Origin of the sequence: Aureimonas sp. N4, assembly GCF_001463925.1 — a bacterium.
GTDB classification, from domain to species: Bacteria; Pseudomonadota; Alphaproteobacteria; order Rhizobiales; family Rhizobiaceae; genus Aureimonas; species Aureimonas ureilytica_A.
Genome location: NZ_BBWS01000055.1, coordinates 1 through 18885, shown reverse-complemented (window position 1 = coordinate 18885; position 18885 = coordinate 1). Strand labels below are relative to the sequence as shown.

13 protein-coding genes are annotated in these 18885 nt (G+C 64.8%); 4 read left to right on the top strand and 9 right to left on the bottom strand.

Features of this window, described 5'->3' with window-relative positions; translation table 11 throughout:
• Positions 1-136: 136 nt before the first annotated feature.
• Entirely contained in the window at positions 137-2107 is a 1971-nt protein-coding gene (locus tag AUL28_RS18610; RefSeq protein ID WP_062235585.1) for an acetoacetate--CoA ligase, read from the top strand.
• A gap of 3 nt (positions 2108-2110) precedes the next feature.
• Here the strand turns inward: AUL28_RS18610 and urtE are convergent, their stop codons facing one another.
• The 5 genes from urtE to urtA form a co-directional block, all read right to left on the bottom strand.
• On the bottom strand, positions 2111-2803 hold the full coding sequence (gene urtE / locus AUL28_RS18605; protein WP_062235583.1) for an urea ABC transporter ATP-binding subunit UrtE: 693 nt from the start codon (positions 2801-2803) through the stop codon (positions 2111-2113).
• Positions 2804-2805: 2 nt separating this feature from the next.
• Complete coding sequence (gene urtD / locus AUL28_RS18600; RefSeq protein WP_244493567.1) at positions 2806-3645, bottom strand: urea ABC transporter ATP-binding protein UrtD; 840 nt, start codon at positions 3643-3645, stop codon at positions 2806-2808.
• A gap of 5 nt (positions 3646-3650) precedes the next feature.
• Positions 3651-4808 carry an urea ABC transporter permease subunit UrtC gene (urtC, locus tag AUL28_RS18595; RefSeq protein WP_062235581.1) on the bottom strand — a complete coding sequence of 386 codons (1158 nt, stop codon included), beginning with the start codon at positions 4806-4808 and terminating at the stop codon, positions 3651-3653.
• Positions 4805-6460, bottom strand: a complete 1656-nt coding sequence (urtB, locus tag AUL28_RS18590) for an urea ABC transporter permease subunit UrtB (RefSeq protein WP_082640572.1) — start codon at positions 6458-6460, stop codon at positions 4805-4807. Before urtB ends, urtC begins: the two co-directional genes overlap by 4 nt.
• A 118-nt stretch (positions 6461-6578) precedes the next feature.
• On the bottom strand, positions 6579-7883 hold the full coding sequence (urtA, locus tag AUL28_RS18585) for an urea ABC transporter substrate-binding protein (protein ID WP_374701441.1): 1305 nt from the start codon (positions 7881-7883) through the stop codon (positions 6579-6581).
• 158 nt (positions 7884-8041) lie between these two features.
• Here urtA and AUL28_RS18580 point away from each other — a divergent pair, with 158 nt between their 5' ends.
• Together AUL28_RS18580 and AUL28_RS18575 are read left to right on the top strand one after the other, a co-directional pair.
• The gene (locus AUL28_RS18580; protein ID WP_062235579.1) at positions 8042-11431 is read left to right on the top strand and encodes a hybrid sensor histidine kinase/response regulator; all 3390 of its coding nucleotides are present in this window, start codon (positions 8042-8044) and stop codon (positions 11429-11431) included.
• Positions 11424-12356 carry a response regulator transcription factor gene (locus AUL28_RS18575; RefSeq protein ID WP_062235576.1) on the top strand — a complete coding sequence of 311 codons (933 nt, stop codon included), beginning with the start codon at positions 11424-11426 and terminating at the stop codon, positions 12354-12356. Before AUL28_RS18580 ends, AUL28_RS18575 begins: the two co-directional genes overlap by 8 nt.
• Positions 12357-12367: 11 nt before the next feature.
• On the opposite strand, the gene AUL28_RS18570 is transcribed toward AUL28_RS18575, so the two are convergent.
• The 4 genes from AUL28_RS18570 to AUL28_RS18555 form a co-directional block, all read right to left on the bottom strand.
• On the bottom strand, positions 12368-13411 hold the full coding sequence (locus AUL28_RS18570; RefSeq protein WP_062235574.1) for a sulfate/molybdate ABC transporter ATP-binding protein: 1044 nt from the start codon (positions 13409-13411) through the stop codon (positions 12368-12370).
• A 17-nt stretch (positions 13412-13428) separates the two neighbouring features.
• Positions 13429-14319 (bottom strand): sulfate ABC transporter permease subunit CysW, encoded by an 891-nt coding sequence (cysW, locus tag AUL28_RS18565; protein ID WP_062235571.1) that lies wholly within the window; start codon positions 14317-14319, stop codon positions 13429-13431.
• The gene (cysT, locus tag AUL28_RS18560; protein WP_062235568.1) at positions 14309-15160 is read right to left on the bottom strand and encodes a sulfate ABC transporter permease subunit CysT; all 852 of its coding nucleotides are present in this window, start codon (positions 15158-15160) and stop codon (positions 14309-14311) included. Before cysT ends, cysW begins: the two co-directional genes overlap by 11 nt.
• A 186-nt stretch (positions 15161-15346) precedes the next feature.
• Positions 15347-16363 (bottom strand): sulfate ABC transporter substrate-binding protein, encoded by a 1017-nt coding sequence (locus tag AUL28_RS18555; RefSeq protein ID WP_062235565.1) that lies wholly within the window; start codon positions 16361-16363, stop codon positions 15347-15349.
• Between the two features lie 710 nt (positions 16364-17073).
• Between AUL28_RS18555 and AUL28_RS18550 the strand changes: the two genes are divergently transcribed.
• A complete protein-coding gene (locus AUL28_RS18550) occupies positions 17074-18882 on the top strand; it encodes a DEAD/DEAH box helicase (RefSeq protein ID WP_058633707.1) in 1809 nt (602 codons plus the stop codon).
• Positions 18883-18885: the final 3 nt, after the last annotated feature.

Sequence of the window (18885 nt, the reverse complement as noted above, 5' to 3'; positions counted from 1 at the left end):
CCAAGGTATGAGGACGGCCTTTAACAGGATGTTTCATTCCCAAGATCATCTGTGGACTTGGTTTACAGTGACTTCTTGACGCCTGAGCCCACGTCATACTCCCATCGTTTCATCCCATTTCAGCGAGGCCCGATCCATGGTCACTTCCCTTCCGCTCTGGAGCCCGTCAGCCGACCGCGCAGCCGCGTCCGGCATGGCGGCGTTTCGCGCGTTCTGCGAAAAGCGGTCGGGGTCGAGCTTTGCCGACACGCCGGCGCTGCATGACTGGTCGCTGAGACAACCGACCGCGTTCTGGGATGCCGTCTGGGATTTCTTCGGCGTCGTCGGCGAGAAGGGCTCGGTGCCAATCGAGAACGAAAGCGCCATGCCCGGCGCGCGCTTCCTGCCGGAAGCCAGGCTCAACTTCGCCGAAAACCTCCTGCGCAAGTTGGATGGAATCGATGGCGAGGCCGACGCCATCATTTCCCTATGCGAAGACAAAAGCGAGCGCCGCTGGTCCTGGAACCGGTTGAGGGCCGAAGTCTCCCGCCTGCAACAGGCTATGGCCGCTGCCGGCATTGCGGCGGGAGACCGCGTGGCCGGTCTTTTGCCGAACATTCCCGAATCCATCGCGGCGATGCTGGCGGCCACCTCGCTCGGCGCCGTCTGGTGCTCCGCCTCCCCGGATTTCGGGCCGCGCGGCATTCTGGATCGGTTCGGCCAGATCGAGCCCAAGCTGCTGGTGACCGTCGATGGCTATTGGTATGCCGGAAAGCGGATCGACCTGCGCGACAAGCTGGCCGATGTTCTACCGCAGCTTCCCTCGCTGGAAGGTGTCGTCGTCATTCCGCTGACAGAGAACGGTCTCGATCCATCGGCGCTGCCGAAGGCGATCGGCTGGAATGCCTATATCGAAAACTTCGCGCCGGCCGAGCTGCGCTTCGAGCGTCTGCCGTTCGACCATCCTCTGTTCATTCTCTTTTCGTCCGGCACGACGGGCGCTCCCAAATGCATCATCCACCGCGCCGGCGGCGTTCTGCTTCAGCATCTGAAGGAGCACGGGCTGCATACGGACGTGAAGCCCGGAGACAGGCTCTTCTATTTCACGACGCTCGGCTGGATGATGTGGAACTGGCTCGTGTCGGGTCTAGCGCGCGGGGCGACGCTGCTGCTCTTCGACGGCTCGCCCTTCCACCCTTCCCCCGCCGTGCTGTTCGACTATGCCGAGCGGGAGGGCATGACCCATTTCGGCACATCAGCCAAATATATCGACGCGCTACGCAAATCCGGCGTGCGCCCTGCCGAGAGCCATGACCTGACGAAGCTTCGGGCCATGATGTCCACGGGCTCGCCGCTCAGCATCGAGGGCTTCCGCTTCGTTTACGAGGGCATCAAGACCGACCTGCATCTCACCTCGATTTCGGGCGGAACGGATATCGTCTCCTGCTTCGTGCTCGGCGATCCGACGCGGCCCGTCTGGCCGGGCGAGATTCAGGGGCCGGGGCTTGGCATGGCGGTCGAGGTCTGGACGGACGAGGGCAAGCCGGCTGCGGTGGGTGAAAAGGGCGAACTCGTCTGCACCCAACCCTTCCCGGTGATGCCGCTCGGCTTCTTCGCCGATGACAGCGGCGCGAAATATCGCGCCGCCTATTTCGAGCGCTTTCCCGGCGTCTGGTGCCATGGCGACTTCGCCGAGCGCACTGAGCATGGCGGGCTGGTGATCCACGGCCGCTCGGATGCGACGCTCAACCCCGGCGGCGTGCGGATCGGCACGGCCGAAATCTATGCGCAGGTGGAAACAATCCCCGAGATCAACGAGGCCATCTGCATCGGGCAGGAGCATGAAGGGGATGTACGCGTCGTGCTCTTCGTCACGCTGCGCAACGGTGCGACGCTGGATGACGCGTTGCGAGACACGATCCGTCGGACGATCCGCGCGGGCGCGTCGCCCCGCCATGTTCCGGCCGTGATCGTGGAGGTCTCCGACATCCCGCGCACCAAAAGCGGCAAGATCGTGGAACTGGCCGTGCGCGATACGGTGCATGGCCGCGAGGTGAAGAACAAGGAGGCTCTGGCGAACCCCGAGGCTCTGGACCTCTATCGCGACCTGCCGGAACTCCGCGCCTGAGCGTCAGACGGTCAGATGCTTGCGCACGTCGGGGTCGTCCAGATCGGCCCCGACGCCCTCGAACACGATCTGCCCGCGGTCCATGATATAGACCTTATCGGCCAGTTCCCGGCAGAATTCGAGATATTGCTCGACCAAGAGAACGGCCATGCCCGCCTCCTTCAGGTAGCGGATGGCTCGGCCTATATCCTTGATGATCGAGGGCTGGATGCCCTCGGTCGGCTCGTCCAGCACGAGAAGGTTGGGGCGCGTCACCAAGGCCCGGCCGATGGCGAGTTGCTGCTGCTGGCCGCCCGACAGATCACCGCCGCGCCGTGAGAGCATGGTTTTCAGGACCGGGAAAAGCTTGAACACATGATCGGGGATCGTACGCTCACCGCGCTTGACCGGAGCAAACCCCGTCTGGAGATTTTCCTTCACAGAAAGCAGCGGAAACACCTCCCGCCCCTGCGGCACGAAGCCGATGCCGCGACGGGCGCGCGTATAAGGCGCTTCGCCTTTCAGATCGGAGCCATCCAGCGCGATCTGTCCGGAGCGGATCGCCTGCTGCCCGACGATGGCCCGCATGAGCGAGGTCTTGCCGACGCCGTTGCGGCCGAGGACGCAGGTGATCTCGCCTTTCTTGGCCTCGATGGAAACGCCCCGCAGAGCCTGCGCCGCGCCGTAGTAGAGATCGACGTTCGAAACACTCAGCATGGTCAGCGCCCCAGATAGACTTCGATGACACGCGGATCGGACGAGACCTGATCGAGCGGGCCTTCGGCCAGAACATGGCCCTCGTGCAGGCACGTCACCTTCACGCCCAATGCGCGAACGAAGTGCATGTCGTGCTCGACGACGACGACGGAGCGCGTCTCGGCGATCTCGCGCAGGAGCTTGGCCGTTTCCTCGGTTTCGGCGTCGGTCATGCCCGCCACCGGCTCGTCCACCAGAAGGAGTTCGGGGTCCTGCGCCAGCAGCATCCCGATTTCCAACCATTGCTTCTGCCCATGGCTGAGATCGGCCGCCGGCAGGTGCCGCTTGGCCGTCAGGCGAACGGTTTCGAGGATTGTATCGATCCGCTTGGAATCGCTTTCTGACCGTTTGTGAAACAGCGTCGAGAAGATGCCGCGGTGACCAGAGAGTGCGAGAACCAGATTGTCCTCCACCGTATGACTTTCGAAAACGGTGGGCTTCTGAAACTTGCGGCCAATGCCCATGGAGGCAATTTCCGCCTCGTCATGGCGCGTCAGATCGGTGTTTCCGGCGAAATAGACCTCGCCGGTGTCTGGCCGGGTCTTGCCGGTGATGATGTCCATCATCGTCGTCTTGCCGGCACCGTTCGGGCCGATGATCGCCCGCATTTCGCCGCGCGCGACCACCAGCGAGAGATCGTTGATCGCCTTGAAGCCGTCGAAGCTCTTCGTCACGCCGTTGAGATAGAGAAGCGTCTCGCCGCGTGGCGGGCGGCCGGCAGCCTCTTTCTCGCGGGCCTCGGCCAGAAGCGTCGCGTAAGGATGGGGGGAAATGCGCGCCGGGGTCGCGTTCGTCATGCTCATGAGGGTCACTCCGCCGGGCTAGGGTTGGTGGCGGCGTCGGAAGCGACGCCCTTCTCGGCACGGGCCGCGCGGCGGCGCTCGGTTAGGGCGCGCCAGCCATGATCGATCGTGCCGACGATGCCGCGCGGCAGGAAGAGCGTGACCACCACGAAGAGCGAGCCGAGGACGAAGAGCCAGCTTTCGGGCGCGGCGGCGGTGAAATAGCTCTTGCCGCCATTGACGAGTAGCGCGCCAAGCACGGGGCCGAGGATCGTTCCGCGCCCGCCGACCGCCGTCCAGACCACGACCTCGATCGAGTTGAGCGGCGCGAACTCGCCGGGATTGATGATGCCGACCTGCGGCACGTAAAGCGCGCCGGCCACACCCGCCATGACGGCCGACAGCGTGAAGGCGAAAAGCTTCACATGCTCGGCTCGCCAGCCCAGGAACCGCGTGCGGCTTTCCGCATCGCGCACCGCCACCATCAGGAGCCCGAGCTTGGAGCGCGTCACCGCCGAAACCATCAGCACGAAGAGCGCGAGCACGATTGCCGTCGCGGCGAAGAGCGCGGCGCGGGTCGAGCCCGCCTGGATGGAGAAGCCGAGAATGTCCTTGAAATCGGTCAGGCCGTTATTGCCGCCAAAGCCCATGTCGTTTCGGAAGAAGGCGAGGAGCAGCGCGTAGGTCAGGGCCTGCGTGATGATCGAGAGATAGACGCCGGTGACACGCGAGCGGAACGCGAAATAGCCGAAGAGGAAGGCCAGGAGCCCCGGCACCAGCAGCACCATGAGCGCCGCGAACCAGAACTGGTCGAACCCGTGCCAGAACCAAGGCAGTTCCTTGTAGTTCAGAAAGACCATGAAATCTGGCAGGACCGGATTGGCGTAGACGCCCCGGCTACCGATCTGGCGCATGAGATACATGCCCATCGCGTAGCCGCCGAGCGCGAAGAACGCGCCGTGGCCGAGCGAGAGAATTCCGACGTAACCCCAGACGAGATCGAGACTGAGCGCCAGGATGGCGTAGGACAGATACTTGCCGAGAAGGGGTACGAGATGGTCTGGCACGCGCAAGGGATGGCCGACGTCGAGCGTGAGGTTCGAGAGGGGCACGAGCACGGCGACGAGAACGAGAAGTCCGGCGAGCCAGAGGGCACGAGGCCCCAGAAAGCGAGCGGTGATCATGCGTCGACGAACCTTCCCTTGAGGGCGAAGAGGCCGCGCGGGCGCTTCTGGATAAAGAGGATGATGAGGACGAGAACCACGATCTTGCCGAGCACCGCGCCGGCATAGGGCTCAAGGAACTTGTTGACGATGCCCAGACTCATGGCCCCGACCAGGGTGCCCCAGAGATTGCCGACGCCGCCGAAGACCACGACCATGAAACTGTCGATGATGTAGCCCTGGCCCAAGTCGGGCGACACATTGTCGATCTGGCTGAGCGCGACGCCTGCCATGCCGGCAATGCCGGAGCCGAGCGCGAAGGTCATGGCATCCACCATCGGCGTGCGGATGCCCATGGCGGCGGCCATGCGCCGATTCTGCGTGACGGCGCGCATCTTCAGGCCGGCCGAGGTGCGATTCAGCGCGAAGAGAAGCGCGGCGAAGACGGCGAGCGCGAAGACGATGATCCAGAGCCGGTTCCAGGTAACGGCCATGAGACCGACATCGAAGGAGCCGGACATCCAAGAGGGATTGGACACCTCGCGGTTGGTCGGGCCGAAGAGCGTACGAACCGCCTGCTGGAGGATCAGCGACACGCCGAAGGTTGCGAGCAGGGTTTCGAGCGGACGCCCATAGAGGAAGCGGATTATGCCGCGCTCCATGACGAAGCCGACGAAGCCGGCGACGAGAAAGGCGAGCGGCAGGGCGAGCGCGAGGCTCCAGTCCAGCCATTGCGGCGCGTGGAGGCGCAGCGCCTGCTGCACGACAAAGGTCGTGTAGGCGCCGATCATCACCATCTCGCCATGCGCCATGTTGATGACACCCATCACGCCGAAGGTAATGGCGAGGCCGATCGCGGCCAAAAGCAGGACCGAGCCGAGCGAGAGGCCGTACCAGATGTTTTGCGCCTGCCCCCAAAGCGCGATCGTCTGGGCGATCGAAGCGGCGCCAGCGGTGGCAGCCTTTGCGACGGCGGGATCGGCGTCAGCGGTGAAGGCCGAAAGAACGTTCTGCGCGGCACGGTCGCCACGCGCGGCCACCAATTGCGCCGCCTCGCGCCGCTCCTCCGAGGGGCGGTCGGAGCGCAGCACGGCCACCGCCCTCGCCTCGGCAAACCGCGCGCGGATCGCCGGATCGGTTTCCTTGGCGATGGCAGAGTCCAGCACGGCCAGCTGATCGGGCGAGGCCTTATCGAACAGGCTGACGGCGGCGGCCATGCGCTCGGCCGGGTCGCTGGAGCCGAGCGTCAGCCCGCCCTTCAACTCCGCCACGAGCGCGCGAATGGAATTCTTGACGCGAACCTTTTCCAGGCTCGCCTTCGGCGCATCGCCCAGCGACGCGCCGGTCAGCGGGTCGGAGGTGGCGAAGGAGGCTCCCTTGCCACTCGCGATCACGACGCGGTTGTCGGTCTTGGAGTAATAGAGATCGCCGGAGGCCAGCGCGTCCAGCGTGGTCGACACGCGGGGATCACCCGTCGCGGCCAGCGCGCGCACATTGGCCTCGGTCTCCTCGAAGCTCTTCTTGCCCGCAAAGCCGGCGATGATGGCAGCCGGGTCCGCTCCCTGCGCGCGAGAGGGACCAGCGGTCGCGAGAGCGAGGCCCAGAAGAAGCGCAAGCCCGAGAGCCAACGCCTCCAAAGTGCCCGCCCATGGGGCGCGAAGCATCTTCAACATGGAAAAGCCTGTTTCGAGAGGGCCGGATCATCGGCCGATCAGACGAGAAAACGGCCCGCCCTCGGCGGGGGGCCGTTTCGCCGGGCTCACCCGCGCAGATAGGGCGGGCGCGTTGGGCTTAGTTGGAGGCTGCCTTGGCGTCGGCACCGCCGCACTTGCCAGTCTTCGTATTGAAGTTGCCGCAGCTCATGGGCTTGCGCCAGTCGGCGATCAGCGGCGCCGATTCCGGCAGGTAGTCCGACCACGCATCGCCAAGCACGAGGCCGGGCGTCTGGTCCACGATCTCGAACTGGCCATCGGCCTGGATTTCACCGATCAGCACCGGCTTTGTGATGTGGTGGTTCGCGCCCATCGAGGAATAACCGCCCGAAAGGTTGGGAACGGCGACGCCCACCATCGCGTCGATGACCTTGTCCGGATCGGTCGTGCCAGCGGCCTCGACGGCCTTCACCCACATGTTGAAGCCGATATAGCTGGCTTCCATCGGGTCGTTGGTTACGCGCTTGGGGTCCTTGGTGAACTCCTTCCACTTCGCGATGAACTCTTCGTTCTCTGGCGTGTCGACCGACTCGAAGTAGTTCCAGGCCGCGAGATGGCCGACGAGCGGCGCGGTGTCGATGCCGGCGAGTTCCTCTTCACCCACCGAGAAGGCCATGACCGGCGTCGTCTCGGCCGAGACACCCTGGTTCGCCAGTTCCTTGTAGAAGGGCACGTTGGCGTCGCCGTTCACGGTCGAGACCACGGCGGTCTTCTTGCCGGAGCCGCTGAAGTCCTTGATGGCGGAGACTTCGGTCTGCCAATCGGAGAAGCCGAAGGGCGTGTAGTTCACCTTGATGTCCTCGGCCGCGACGCCCTTGGACTTCAGATAGGCTTCGAGGATCTTGTTTGTGGTGCGCGGATAGACGTAGTCCGTGCCCTCCAGAACCCAGCGCTGCACGCCTTCCTTCATGAGGTAGTCGACGGCGGGGATGGCCTGCTGGTTGGGGGCAGCGCCGGTGTAGAAGACGTTGCGCTCGGACTCCTCGCCCTCGTACTGCACGGGGTAGAAGAGGATCGAGTTCAGCTCCTTGAAGACCGGCAGAACCGACTTGCGCGACACCGAGGTCCAGCAGCCGAAGGTCGCGGCGACCTTGTCCTGCGCGATCAGCTGCCGAGCCTTCTCGGCAAAAAGCGGCCAGTCGGACGCGGGGTCCACGACGACGGCTTCGAGCTTCTTGCCGAGAAGACCGCCCTTCTTGTTCTGCTCGTCGATGAGCATGAGCATGGCGTCTTTCAGCGTCGTTTCTGAAATCGCCATCGTGCCGGACAGGGAGTGGAGAATGCCGACCTTGATCGTATCCTCGGCGGCATGGGCGCCGAGGCCCGAGAGCATGGTGGCGGCGTAAGCGCCCAAGAGCCAGCCGGCCTTTCGGGAAAGTCGCATGGAAGGTCCCCTCAAATTCGTCGCGGCTCTCATTGCCGCCGTGGGGGACCATCGGCGGAATGGTGAAGAGCGGGTATACGTCAAATGACGTACCCCCTCGCCGCGCGATCCGGCTATGGAGGAAGCGCGCCCTGTCGGCGCTGATCAGGACGTTCGACATGACGGGACGCCAGCGTATCCTGCCCGTGCGCCGCGACTATAATCGCTGGGTCGCCAACCAGACGCTTGAAGACTACGCGCTGCGCTTCACCGCCAAGCGCGCCCGGCGCTGGAGCGCGCCGCAAGTGTCGCAGACGGCGATCGGGGCGATCTCCTTTCTGGCGCTGGAGGCCGTGGGCGGCGCGATCACCCTCTCCTTCGGCTTCTCGAACGCGGCGCTGGCTATTCTCGTCGTCGGCTTCCTTCTACTCGTCACCGGCCTGCCCATCAGCCTCTATGCCGCGCGTTATGGGGTGGACATCGACCTTCTGACGCGCGGCGCGGGTTTTGGCTATATCGGCTCGACCGTCACATCGCTGATCTATGCGACCTTCACCTTCATCCTGTTCGCGGTGGAAGCGTCGATCATGACGGCGGCGCTGGAACTCGCCTTCGGCCTGCCGCTTTGGCTCGGCTACATCATCTCGGCTGTCGCGGTCGTGCCCCTCGTGACCCACGGCGTCACCTGGATCAGCCGGTTCCAGCTCGCCACCCAGCCGCTCTGGATCGGTCTCAACATTCTGCCGGTCGGCTTCATCCTTTGGCACGACTGGGGCTCGGTCGAGGCCTGGTTGCATTTCCCCGGCTTGAACGTTGGGGATGGGAATGGCCTGTCGCTGGTGAAGTTCGGCGCGGCGGCGTCGGTCATTCTGGCGCTCATGCCGCAGATCGGCGAGCAGGTGGATATCCTCCGCTTTCTCCCCAAGCCCAAGACGACATCCTGGCGCGACCCGGCGACGCGATCCTGGTGGCTGGCGCTTTTATCGGCCGGGCCGGGCTGGATCGTGCTCGGTGCGCCCAAGCTCCTGTTCGGCTCCTTCCTCGCCGTTCTCGCGCTGCGGGCCGGCGTGTCGGCCGAACACGCAGCCGAGCCTGCGCATATGTACGACGTCGCCTTCGGCTACGTGCTGCCGAGTCCGGTGGCAGCGGCGTTCCTCACGGCGGCCTTCGTCGTGGTCTCGCAGCTGAAGATCAACGTGATGAACGCCTATGCGGGGTCGCTCGCATGGTCGAACTTCTTCTCGCGCCTCACCCATAGCCATCCCGGCCGCGTCGTCTGGCTGGTCTTCAACGTCGCCATCGCCCTCCTTCTGATGGAACTCGGGATCTACGAGGCGCTAGAGGTGACGTTCGGCCTTTTTGCGAATGTCGCGGTGGCCTGGCTCGGCGCGATCGTGGCCGATCTCGCCATCAACAAGCCGCTCGGCCTCTCGCCCAAAGGCATTGAGTTCAAGCGCGCGCATCTCTACGACCTGAACCCGGTGGGCTTGGGTTCGATGGGTCTGGCGACGCTGGTATCGCTTCTGGCCTTCGGCGGCGTGTTCGGAGAAACGGCTCAGGCGTTGTCGGCCTTCGTGGCGCTGGGTGTCGCCCTCGTCACCGCGCCCATCATCGCATTTGCCACGGGCGGACGGTTCTATCTCGCCCGCAAGCCGCGCGCCGAGTGGCAGACGCGGACGGAGATCACCTGCTCGATCTGCGAACACCCGTTCGAGCCCGAGGATATGGCCTATTGCCCGGCCTATGCCGCGCCGATCTGCTCGCTCTGCTGTTCACTGGACGCGCGCTGCCACGATCTCTGCAAACCCAAGGCGCGCTTTTCCGCGCAGATGGCATCGGCGGGCAAGGCGGCCCTGCCGGAGCGGTTGCGCCGAAGGATCGACGCCAAGGTCGGCCATTATATCGGCGGCCTCGCCCTTCTGGCGGGCGTCATCTCGGTCGTTCTGTCGCTGATCTACTATCAGGCGATCCTGGCCAGCCCCGACGATACGGACGTCATCGCGAAGGCCCTTTGGGCGGCCTTCTTCGTGCTGATGATCGTGGCCGGTGTTTCCACATGGTTCTTCGTGCTGGCGCAGGAATCGCGGCGGGTGGCGCAGGAGGAATCGGCCCGCCAAACACAGCTGCTCCTGAAGGAAATCGAGGCGCATCGGCGCACCGATGCGGCCCTCCAAAAAGCCAAGGAAATGGCCGAAGCGGCGAGTCTGGCGAAAAGCCGGTATGTCGTCGGCATGAGCCATGAATTGCGCACGCCGCTCAACGCCGTCCTCGGCTATGCCCAGCTTCTGGAACAGGATACCGCCATCCCGCAAGCCAAGCTCGGTGGCATCAAGACGATCCGCCGCTCGGCCGAGCATCTGTCGGGCCTGATCGACGGGCTTCTGGATATCTCCAAGATCGAAACGGGGCGGCTTCAGCTCCAGCGCGGCGAGGTGCGCCTCGGCGATTTTCTGGCTCAGCTCGTCGATATGTTCCGCCTCCAGGCCAGCGCCAAGGGGCTGGAGTTTCGCTTCACGCGGCCGGAGACGCTCCCCGAAGTGGTGCGGACCGACGAGAAGCGACTGCGCCAAATTCTCATCAATCTCCTCTCCAATGCCGTGAAATACACGGAAGCCGGCAGCGTCGGCTTCGATGTCGCCTATCGCAGCCAGGTTGCCATCATCACCGTGTCCGACACGGGCCCTGGCATTCCACCGCTTGAGTTGGAGCGTATCTTCGAGCCGTTCGAGCGGGGCAGCGCCGCGCAGGGCAAGGCGCCGGGCCTCGGCCTGGGGCTCACCATCACGCGGCTTCTGGCCAATCTCATGGGCGGTGACATCAAGGTTTCCTCCGCCCCTGGCAAGGGAAGCCGGTTCGAAGTGCGGGTGATGCTCTCGGCCGTCGCCGCCACGCGTGAGGCGACCGTCCCTGTTTCCGCCGACCCCGGCGCACCGCTTGCGATCGAGGGCTATGCCGGCTCGCGCCGCACGGTCCTCGTTGTGGACGACGACGAAACACATCGCGATCTGATGGTCGAGGTTCTGCGCCCGCTCGGCTTTATCGTTCTGACAGCGCCCGACGGGCCTGCCGCCCTGGCTGTGACCGCAGAGATGCGGCCCGATCTCTTCCTTCTGGATGTCCAGATGCCCGGTATGAACGGATGGGAACTGGCGACAGCGCTGCGGGCCAGCGGCCAGACGGGACGCATGGTCATGCTCTCAGCCACCTTCGCCGAAGCGCCCCGCGCGGGCGAGAGCGGGTCGGACGCGGCGGCCCAATTGCCCAAACCCTTCGACCTGCGCCAACTCTTGGCGACGGTGCGCGATGTGCTCGGACTGGAATGGACGGGCGCGACCGCCAAGCCAGCCGCCGAGCCGGTCACCCAACCGCTCCGCTTTCCTCCGCCCGCCGACATCGCCGAACTTCTCCGCTTCTGCCGGATCGGCTATGCAAGGGGGATCGAACAGAAGCTGGCCGCTCTGGACGACGATCCGCAATATCGACCCTTCAGCCAAGCGATGAGGGTTCACCTCAACGGATTCGATCTCAAGCGGCTGGCGGAGGCGCTGGAGACCGCGCGGGATGACTAGCAAGGCAACGTCCACGCCCGAGCGGGAGCGCGACATCGTTCTCGTCGTGGACGATTCGCCCGACACGCTGCGCATGCTGACGGACGCGATCGAGCTTGGCGGGGCAACCGTTCTCGTCGCGCTCGACGGCGCGCAGGCGCTCGGCATCGCGGAGGCCATCACGCCCGACATCGTTCTGATGGACGCCGTCATGCCGGGCATGGACGGGTTCGAGACGACGCGCCGCCTCAAGGCCGACGCCGCTCTGCGCCATGTGCCGGTGATCTTCATGACCGGGCTCGCGGAAACGGAACATGTCGTGCGCGGGCTGGACGCGGGCGGCGTCGATTACGTCACCAAGCCCATCGTACCGGACGAACTTCTGGCGCGAATGCGCGTTCATCTCGCCAATGCCCGCGCTGCGCAGAACGCCCGCGCGGCTCTGGACACGGCCGGCCGGTTTCTTCTGGCGGTCGATGGCGAAGGGCTCGTTCTCTGGTCCACACCACAGGCCACACGCCTTCTGGCGGGCGCTCTGGCGGAGGTCGAGGGCCGCCCCGCCCTGCCCGCCCCGCTACGCGACTGGCTTCGCGCCGGCTCACCTGCGCCTTCGCCGCCCGGCGGTGAGTTGACGTCGGAGGACGGAATGCGCCTTCAACTCAGCCCCCTCGGCAAGGTGGGCGAGAACGAGCATCTCTTTCGCCTGACGGTGGACGACACAGCGGGCGAGGAAGCTCTGCTGCGCCGGCATTTCAACCTTACCGCTCGCGAGGCGGACGTGCTTCTTTGGCTGACGCGCGGCAAATCCAACCGCGACATCGCCACCATCCTCGATCTCAGCCCGAGGACGGTGAACAAGCATCTGGAGGTCGTCTTCACCAAGCTCGGCGTCGAGAACCGGGCGACGGCAAGCTTTCTCGTGATGAAGACGCTGAGCGAGCGCTGACAGGCTGCCCCTCAGGCCGCCGCGCCCTCGCGGTAAAGCTGCCAGCGGCGGGGGCGAACGCGCAGTTCGGTGCCGGGCTCGCCGCCTAAGTCGGCGGGCAGCTCGACCTCGATCCGGTGCCGCTCCGGGCCGAACTCGAACTCGGAGATGCGCGAGCCGCCAGCGCGGCGCGACAGCGACACGGTACCCGTCAGCCCCGGCGCCCCGGCATCCACGAGATCGAGATCGTGCGGGCGCATATAGAGGTTCCAGCGCCCGTCGGCCTCGGCGGTTCGGCCGAGAACGATGTCGCCATGGCGGATTTCGCCGCCGCGCACGTCGACGGGCAGCCGGTTCGACTGACCGATGAAGGAAAAGACGAAAGGCGTGCTGGGACGGTCGTAGATGTCGTCGGCCGAGCCGACCTGCTCGATCCGGCCCTGGCTCATGACCACGACCCGGTCCGCCAGTTCCAGCGCCTCCTCCTGATCGTGGGTGACGAAGACGGTTGTGAGGCCGATCTTGTCGTGCAGTTCGCGAAGCCAGCGGCGCAGATCCTTGCGGACCTTCGCGTCCAGCGCACCGAAGGGCTCGTCCAGAAGCAGGACGCGCGGCTCGATGGCGAGCGCGCGCGCCAGCGCCACGCGCTGCCGCTGACCGCCCGACAACTGGTTGGGATAGCGCTTCTCAAGACCTGACAGCTGCACGAGATCGAGCAGTTCGCTGGCGCGGCGGCGGATCTCCGCCTTGCCGGGCCGGGTCGCTCGGTCGCGAACGCTAAGACCGAAGCCGATATTCTCGGCGACGGTCATATGCTTGAACAGCGCATAGTGCTGGAACATGAAGCCGACATTACGCTCCTGAACGCTCTTCTCGGACGCGTCTTCCGCGCCGAAGAAAATCTGCCCGGCGGTCGGGAATTCCAGTCCCGCGATCAGCCGAAGCAGAGTCGTCTTGCCTGAGCCGGAAGGCCCCAGAAGCGCGATCAGCTCGCCCGAGCGGATATCCAGCGAAACGTCATGCAGCGCGGGATAGCGATCGAACTCCTTGCGGATATTGCGAACTTTGATGTCCATGAAGCTGTTTCCCAAACTCAATGTCCGCCGCGCGAAGAGGCCATGTCGCCGGCGTATCGCCATTCCAGAAGCGCCTTCAGGCCAAGCGTGATCAACGCCAGGAAGGCCAGAATGGACGCGACCGCAAAGGCAGCGGAGAAGCTGTATTCATTGTAGAGAATTTCGACATGCAGCGGCATCGTGCTCGTCTGACCGCGAATACGGCCCGAAACGACCGAGACCGCGCCGAACTCACCCATGGCGCGGGCGTTGCACAGAAGCACACCGTAGAGCAGCGCCCATTTCACATTGGGCAGCGTGACCCGGAAGAAGGTCTTCCAGCCGCTCGCGCCCAGTGAGATGGCCGCCTCCTCGTCTCCCGTTCCCTGCTCCTGCATGAGCGGGATCAGCTCGCGCGCGACGAAGGGCAGCGTGACGAAGACGGTGGCGAGCACGATGCCGGGCAACGCGAAGACGATCTGGATTCCCGTGCCCTGAAGCAGCGGCGCGAGATAGCCCTGCGCTCCGAACAGGAGGATGTAGACGAGACCCGCGATTACGGGCGAGACCGAGAATGGCAGGTCGATCAGCGTGATCAGCAGCGCCTTTCCCTTGAACTCGAATTTCGCGATCGCCCAGGCCGCAGCCAATCCGAACACGACATTGAGCGGCACCGAGATCGCCGCCACCAGAAGCGTCAGGCGGATCGCGGCCAGCGCGTCGGGCTCGATGATCGCCTGCCAATAGAGCGACAGCCCGTTGCGGAAGGCTTCCACGAAGACGGCGACCAGAGGCAGAAACAGAAAGAAGGCAAGAAAGACCAGCGCGACGGCGATCAGGGTCCATTTGACCGCCGGCGCTTCGCTCGTCACCGGTCGGCGGCGCGTGGGAGCGGCGGGCGTCGCACCCAAGGAGGCGTCAAGCACCATGACCGTATCTCCGCCGGCTCCAGGCCTGAATGAGGTTGATGGCGAGAAGCATCAGGAAGGAGATCGCGAGCATCATGGCCGCGACCGCCGTCGCCCCGCCATAGTTGAACTCTTCCAATCGGATCACGATCAGCAGCGGCGCGATTTCCGAGACGTAGGGAATGTTGCCGGCGATGAAGATGACCGAGCCGTATTCCCCGACCGAGCGGGCGAGCGCCAAAGCAAAACCCGTCAGCAAAGCCGGCATGACGCTGGGCAGGACGACGCGGGTCACCGTTTGGAAGCGGTTGGCGCCGAGCGTCGCAGCCGCCTGCTCCACCTCGGCGTCGATCTCTTCCAGCACGGGCTGTACGGTGCGCACGACGAAGGGCAGCGACACGAAGACTAGCGCCACCACGATGCCGAGCGGCGTGTAGGCGACCTTGATGCCCAGCGGCGCCAGAAATTGCCCGACCCATCCATTGGGCGCGTAGAGCGCCGTCAGCGCGATGCCGGCAACGGCGGTCGGCAGCGCGAAAGGCAGATCGATCACCGCATCCACGAAGCGCCGGCCAGGAAAATCGTAGCGCACGAGCACCCAAGCGATCAGCAGGCCGAACACGGCATTGATGAGCGCCGCGAAGAAGGACGCGCCGAAGGACAGGCGCAGCGCCGCCAGAACGCGCGGATCGAGGGCCAGCCGCACGAACTCCTCCCAACCAAGGCTGGAACTGCGCAGAACCAAGGCCGAAAGCGGGATAAGAACGAGGAGCGTGAGATAGGTCAGCGTGAAACCGAGCGCGAGACCGAAACCCGGTATGACGCTGGGAGCGCGAAAGCGCGGCAGAACGGACGACGCCATCGCTCAAGCCACGCGAGGGAGCATCGAGCGCGAAAAAAGCCGCCGCCGGAAAGCCGTCCGGTCGAGCATGAGAACCCCTTCATTCCTGCCGTGACCCGGCATTATCCGTACAAAGAACCCGGCGGGACAAGTCCCGCCGGGGTGAAGTCCCCAAGTCGTGGGAGGAACGCTTGGGGAACGGGTCGCTTACTTGCCCGGCTTGTAGATCTGGTCGAAGATGCCGCCGTCTCCGAAATGCTCGGGCTGCGCCTTCGCCCAACCGCCGAACTGCGGATCGTCGATCGACACGAGTTCCAGCTTCGGAAAGCGCTCCAGAAGCGCCTTATCGGTCACCTTCTCCGGCTCGGAGGGGCGATAGTAGTGCTTGGCCGCGATCGTCTGGCCGGCATCGCTGTAGAGATGCTGAAGATAAGCGGTCGCGACCTCGCGTGTGCCCTTGGCATCGACATTCCCATCCACCAGCGCGACCGGCGGCTCGGCGAGGATCGAGATGGAGGGCACCACGATCTCGAACTGATCGGGGCCGAGTTCTTCCAGCGCCAGGAACGCCTCGTTCTCCCAAGCAAGGAGAACGTCGCCGATGCCGCGCTGTACGAAGGTCGTGGTGGAGCCGCGAGCGCCGGTGTCGAGAACGGGAACGTGGCGATAGATGTTGCCGACGAACTGCTTGGTCTTTTCCGGATCGTTGCCGAACGCTTTGTTGGCATAGGCCCAAGCGGCCAGATAGTTCCAGCGCGCACCTCCCGACGTCTTCGGGTTGGGTGTGATCACCTGCACGCCATCCTTCACCAGGTCGTTCCAGTCATGGATCGCCTTGGGATTGCCCTTGCGCACAAGGAAAACGATGGTCGAGGTATAAGGTGCGGAATTGTGCGGCAGGCGGGTGCGCCAGTCTCCGGGAATCTTCTTCGTCGCCTTGGCGATGGCGTCGATGTCGGCCTCCAGCGCCAGCGTCACGACATCGGCGTCCAGCCCGTCGATCACCGTACGCGCCTGCGCGCCCGATCCGCCATGCGACTGGCGAACGGTGACCGCGTCATGGCCCTGCCCCTGCCAGAACTTCGAGAATTCCGAATTGTAGTCACGATAGAGTTCGCGCGTCGGATCGTAGGACACGTTGAGGAGCGTCGTCTGCGCGCCGGCCGGAAGTACCGCCGCCATCACGAGACCCATGGCGAGAAGTCCGAAGGAAAGTCGTTTCATGGGTTACATCAAACTCCATCGATAGAATGGATTGATCCTCGCTTTCGAAACGATTCCAAACAAGGCGGCGAAGCGGCCGGTCGAGGCCGCAAGAGAGAAAAGAACGATCGCGACAGGCCGATCGATGGGAAATTTCTACCCTCAGCCGGGAACGGCTCATCCGTCGAGACTTCGAGCTACGCAACTCAGGAGATGACCATCTTCCTTTTTCCGCCGGCGGCAGCTTCGCAAAAGGAATCGTGCGCAAAAATCCTTTGTCGTAAGGAAAAAAGGGTGCAATTTTAACGATCGAGGGCAGACGCTCAGAAACGAGGAAAACCTCCAACGCTGCCTTCAACGGGAGGACTTCGATGCATCATTCTTTTGATCCCCTCGCCATGGGGCGAGGCCTGACGATCGGGGCTCTCCTGTCTTCGGTGTTCTGGCTGGCGGCTTTGAACATCGCACTGGCGATCTGATCAGAGGGCTTACGGTTCCATTCGCGAGCCGCTGCACGCCCTGTTCGACAAGGGGTCGCCATCTCCCGTGTTTGCGCGTATAGACGCGTCATTCTCGCGTTTGGATCGGCGAGCCGGCTTTCTATGGGTGCCGGAAGGCTGGCCCATTGCGCGATAGGGATTGCGATCCCGCGTGATCAATGGAGCCATGACGGGAAGCGACGGCCATCAGCCGTCGTTCGATGGAACGGCACAGTCTTCAAGGAAAATCCGGTGCCCTTCCGCCCGACACACCCCGCCCTCGCCGCCGCGCTCGAGGAGCGTGGATACCAAGACCCGACGCCCGTTCAGGACGCCGTTCTCGACCCCAGTGTCGGCGAGCGCGATCTCCTCGTCTCGGCCCAAACCGGCTCCGGCAAGACAGTGGCCTTCGGCCTCGCCTTCGCCAGCACGCTGCTCGGCGAATCAGACGCCCTGCCGGAAGCCGGCGAGCCGCTGGCGCTGGTGGTCGCGCCGACGCGTGAACTGGCGCTTCAGGTTCAGCGCGAGCTGGAATGGCTCTATTCGAAGGTGGATGCGCGCATCATCACCTGCGTCGGCGGCATGGACCCGCGCGCCGAGCAGCGCGCTCTGGCGCGCGGCGCGCATATCGTCGTCGGCACGCCGGGCCGCCTTCGCGACCATCTGGAGCGCGGTCGTCTCCTGATCGGCCGTCTTCGCGTCGTCGTGCTGGACGAAGCCGACGAGATGCTCAATCTCGGCTTCCGCGAAGATCTCGAATTCATTCTGGAAGCCACGCCCGACGAGCGTCGGACGCTGCTGTTCTCGGCGACCCTGCCCAAGCCCATCGTCAGCCTGACCAAGCGCTACCAGCGCAATGCGATGCGAATCGAGGCCACGTCGCGCGATAGCGGCCATGCCGACATCGAATATCGCGCGGTGCGCATTGCGCCGACCGAGTCCGAACTCGCGGTCGTCAACATCCTGCGTCAGGTCGATTCGCAGTCGGCCATCGTGTTCTGCAACACGCGCGAACAGGTCCGCCACCTCCACACCGGGCTCGTCGATCGCGGCTTCGCCGCCGTCGCCCTGTCCGGCGAGCTCGGTCAGGCCGAGCGCAATCAAGCCATGCAGGCGCTGCGCGATGGTCGCGCGCGCGTCTGCGTGGCGACCGACGTCGCCGCGCGCGGCATCGATCTGCCGAGCCTTGGCCTCGTCATCCATGCCGAACTCCCCAACGACGCGGAAACGCTCCAGCATCGCAGCGGCCGCACGGGCCGTGCCGGGCGCAAGGGCGTATCGGTTCTGCTCGTATCGCTGTCGCGTCGTCGCAAGGCCGAGCGCCTCCTGTCGGATGCGCGAATCAAGCCGAACTGGATGGCGGCACCGTCCGCCGACGAGATTCGTGCGCTGGATCGCGAAAGGCTTCTGAGCGACCCGATCCTGTCCGAGGAGATCGGCGAGGAAGATCAGGACGTCGTGCGCGATCTCATCGCCAAGCGCACGCCCGAGGAAATCGCCGGCGCCTTCGCCCGCCTGTACCGCCAGCGCCTGCCCGCGCCGGAGGATGTCTATGATCCCGGCGAGCCGCGCAGCGTGAAGCCCCGCCGTGAGGACGAGGGCCGCCCCGAGCGCAGCGATCGAGCCGAGCGCGCGCCGCGTTCGCGCGACGTCGGGCCGACCTCGTGGTTCGTCATGGATATTGGCCGCCGCAACAATGCCGATCCGAAATGGCTGCTGCCGCTCCTCTGCCGCCGGGGCAAGATCACTCGCGAAGACATCGGCGCGATCCGTATTTTCGATCGGGAAACCCGATTTGAGATCGTGGACGCGGCCGCCAAGCGCTTTGCCGCCAGTGCCGAAGGACTGGACGACGACATCACGATCGCCTCGGCCGACGCGCCACCGAAGGGCGAGCGTCCCGCGCCACGAGGCGAACGCCCTGCAGAGCGTTCGACCGAGCGCCCGCGCTTCAACAAAAAGCCCGGCGGCCCGGGCAAGCCGGATCGCCGCCCCGCAGGCAACCGCTCCGAGGGCAAGCCCGAGGGTCGTCCGCGCAAGCCTCGCGCTAACCGAGACTGAGCC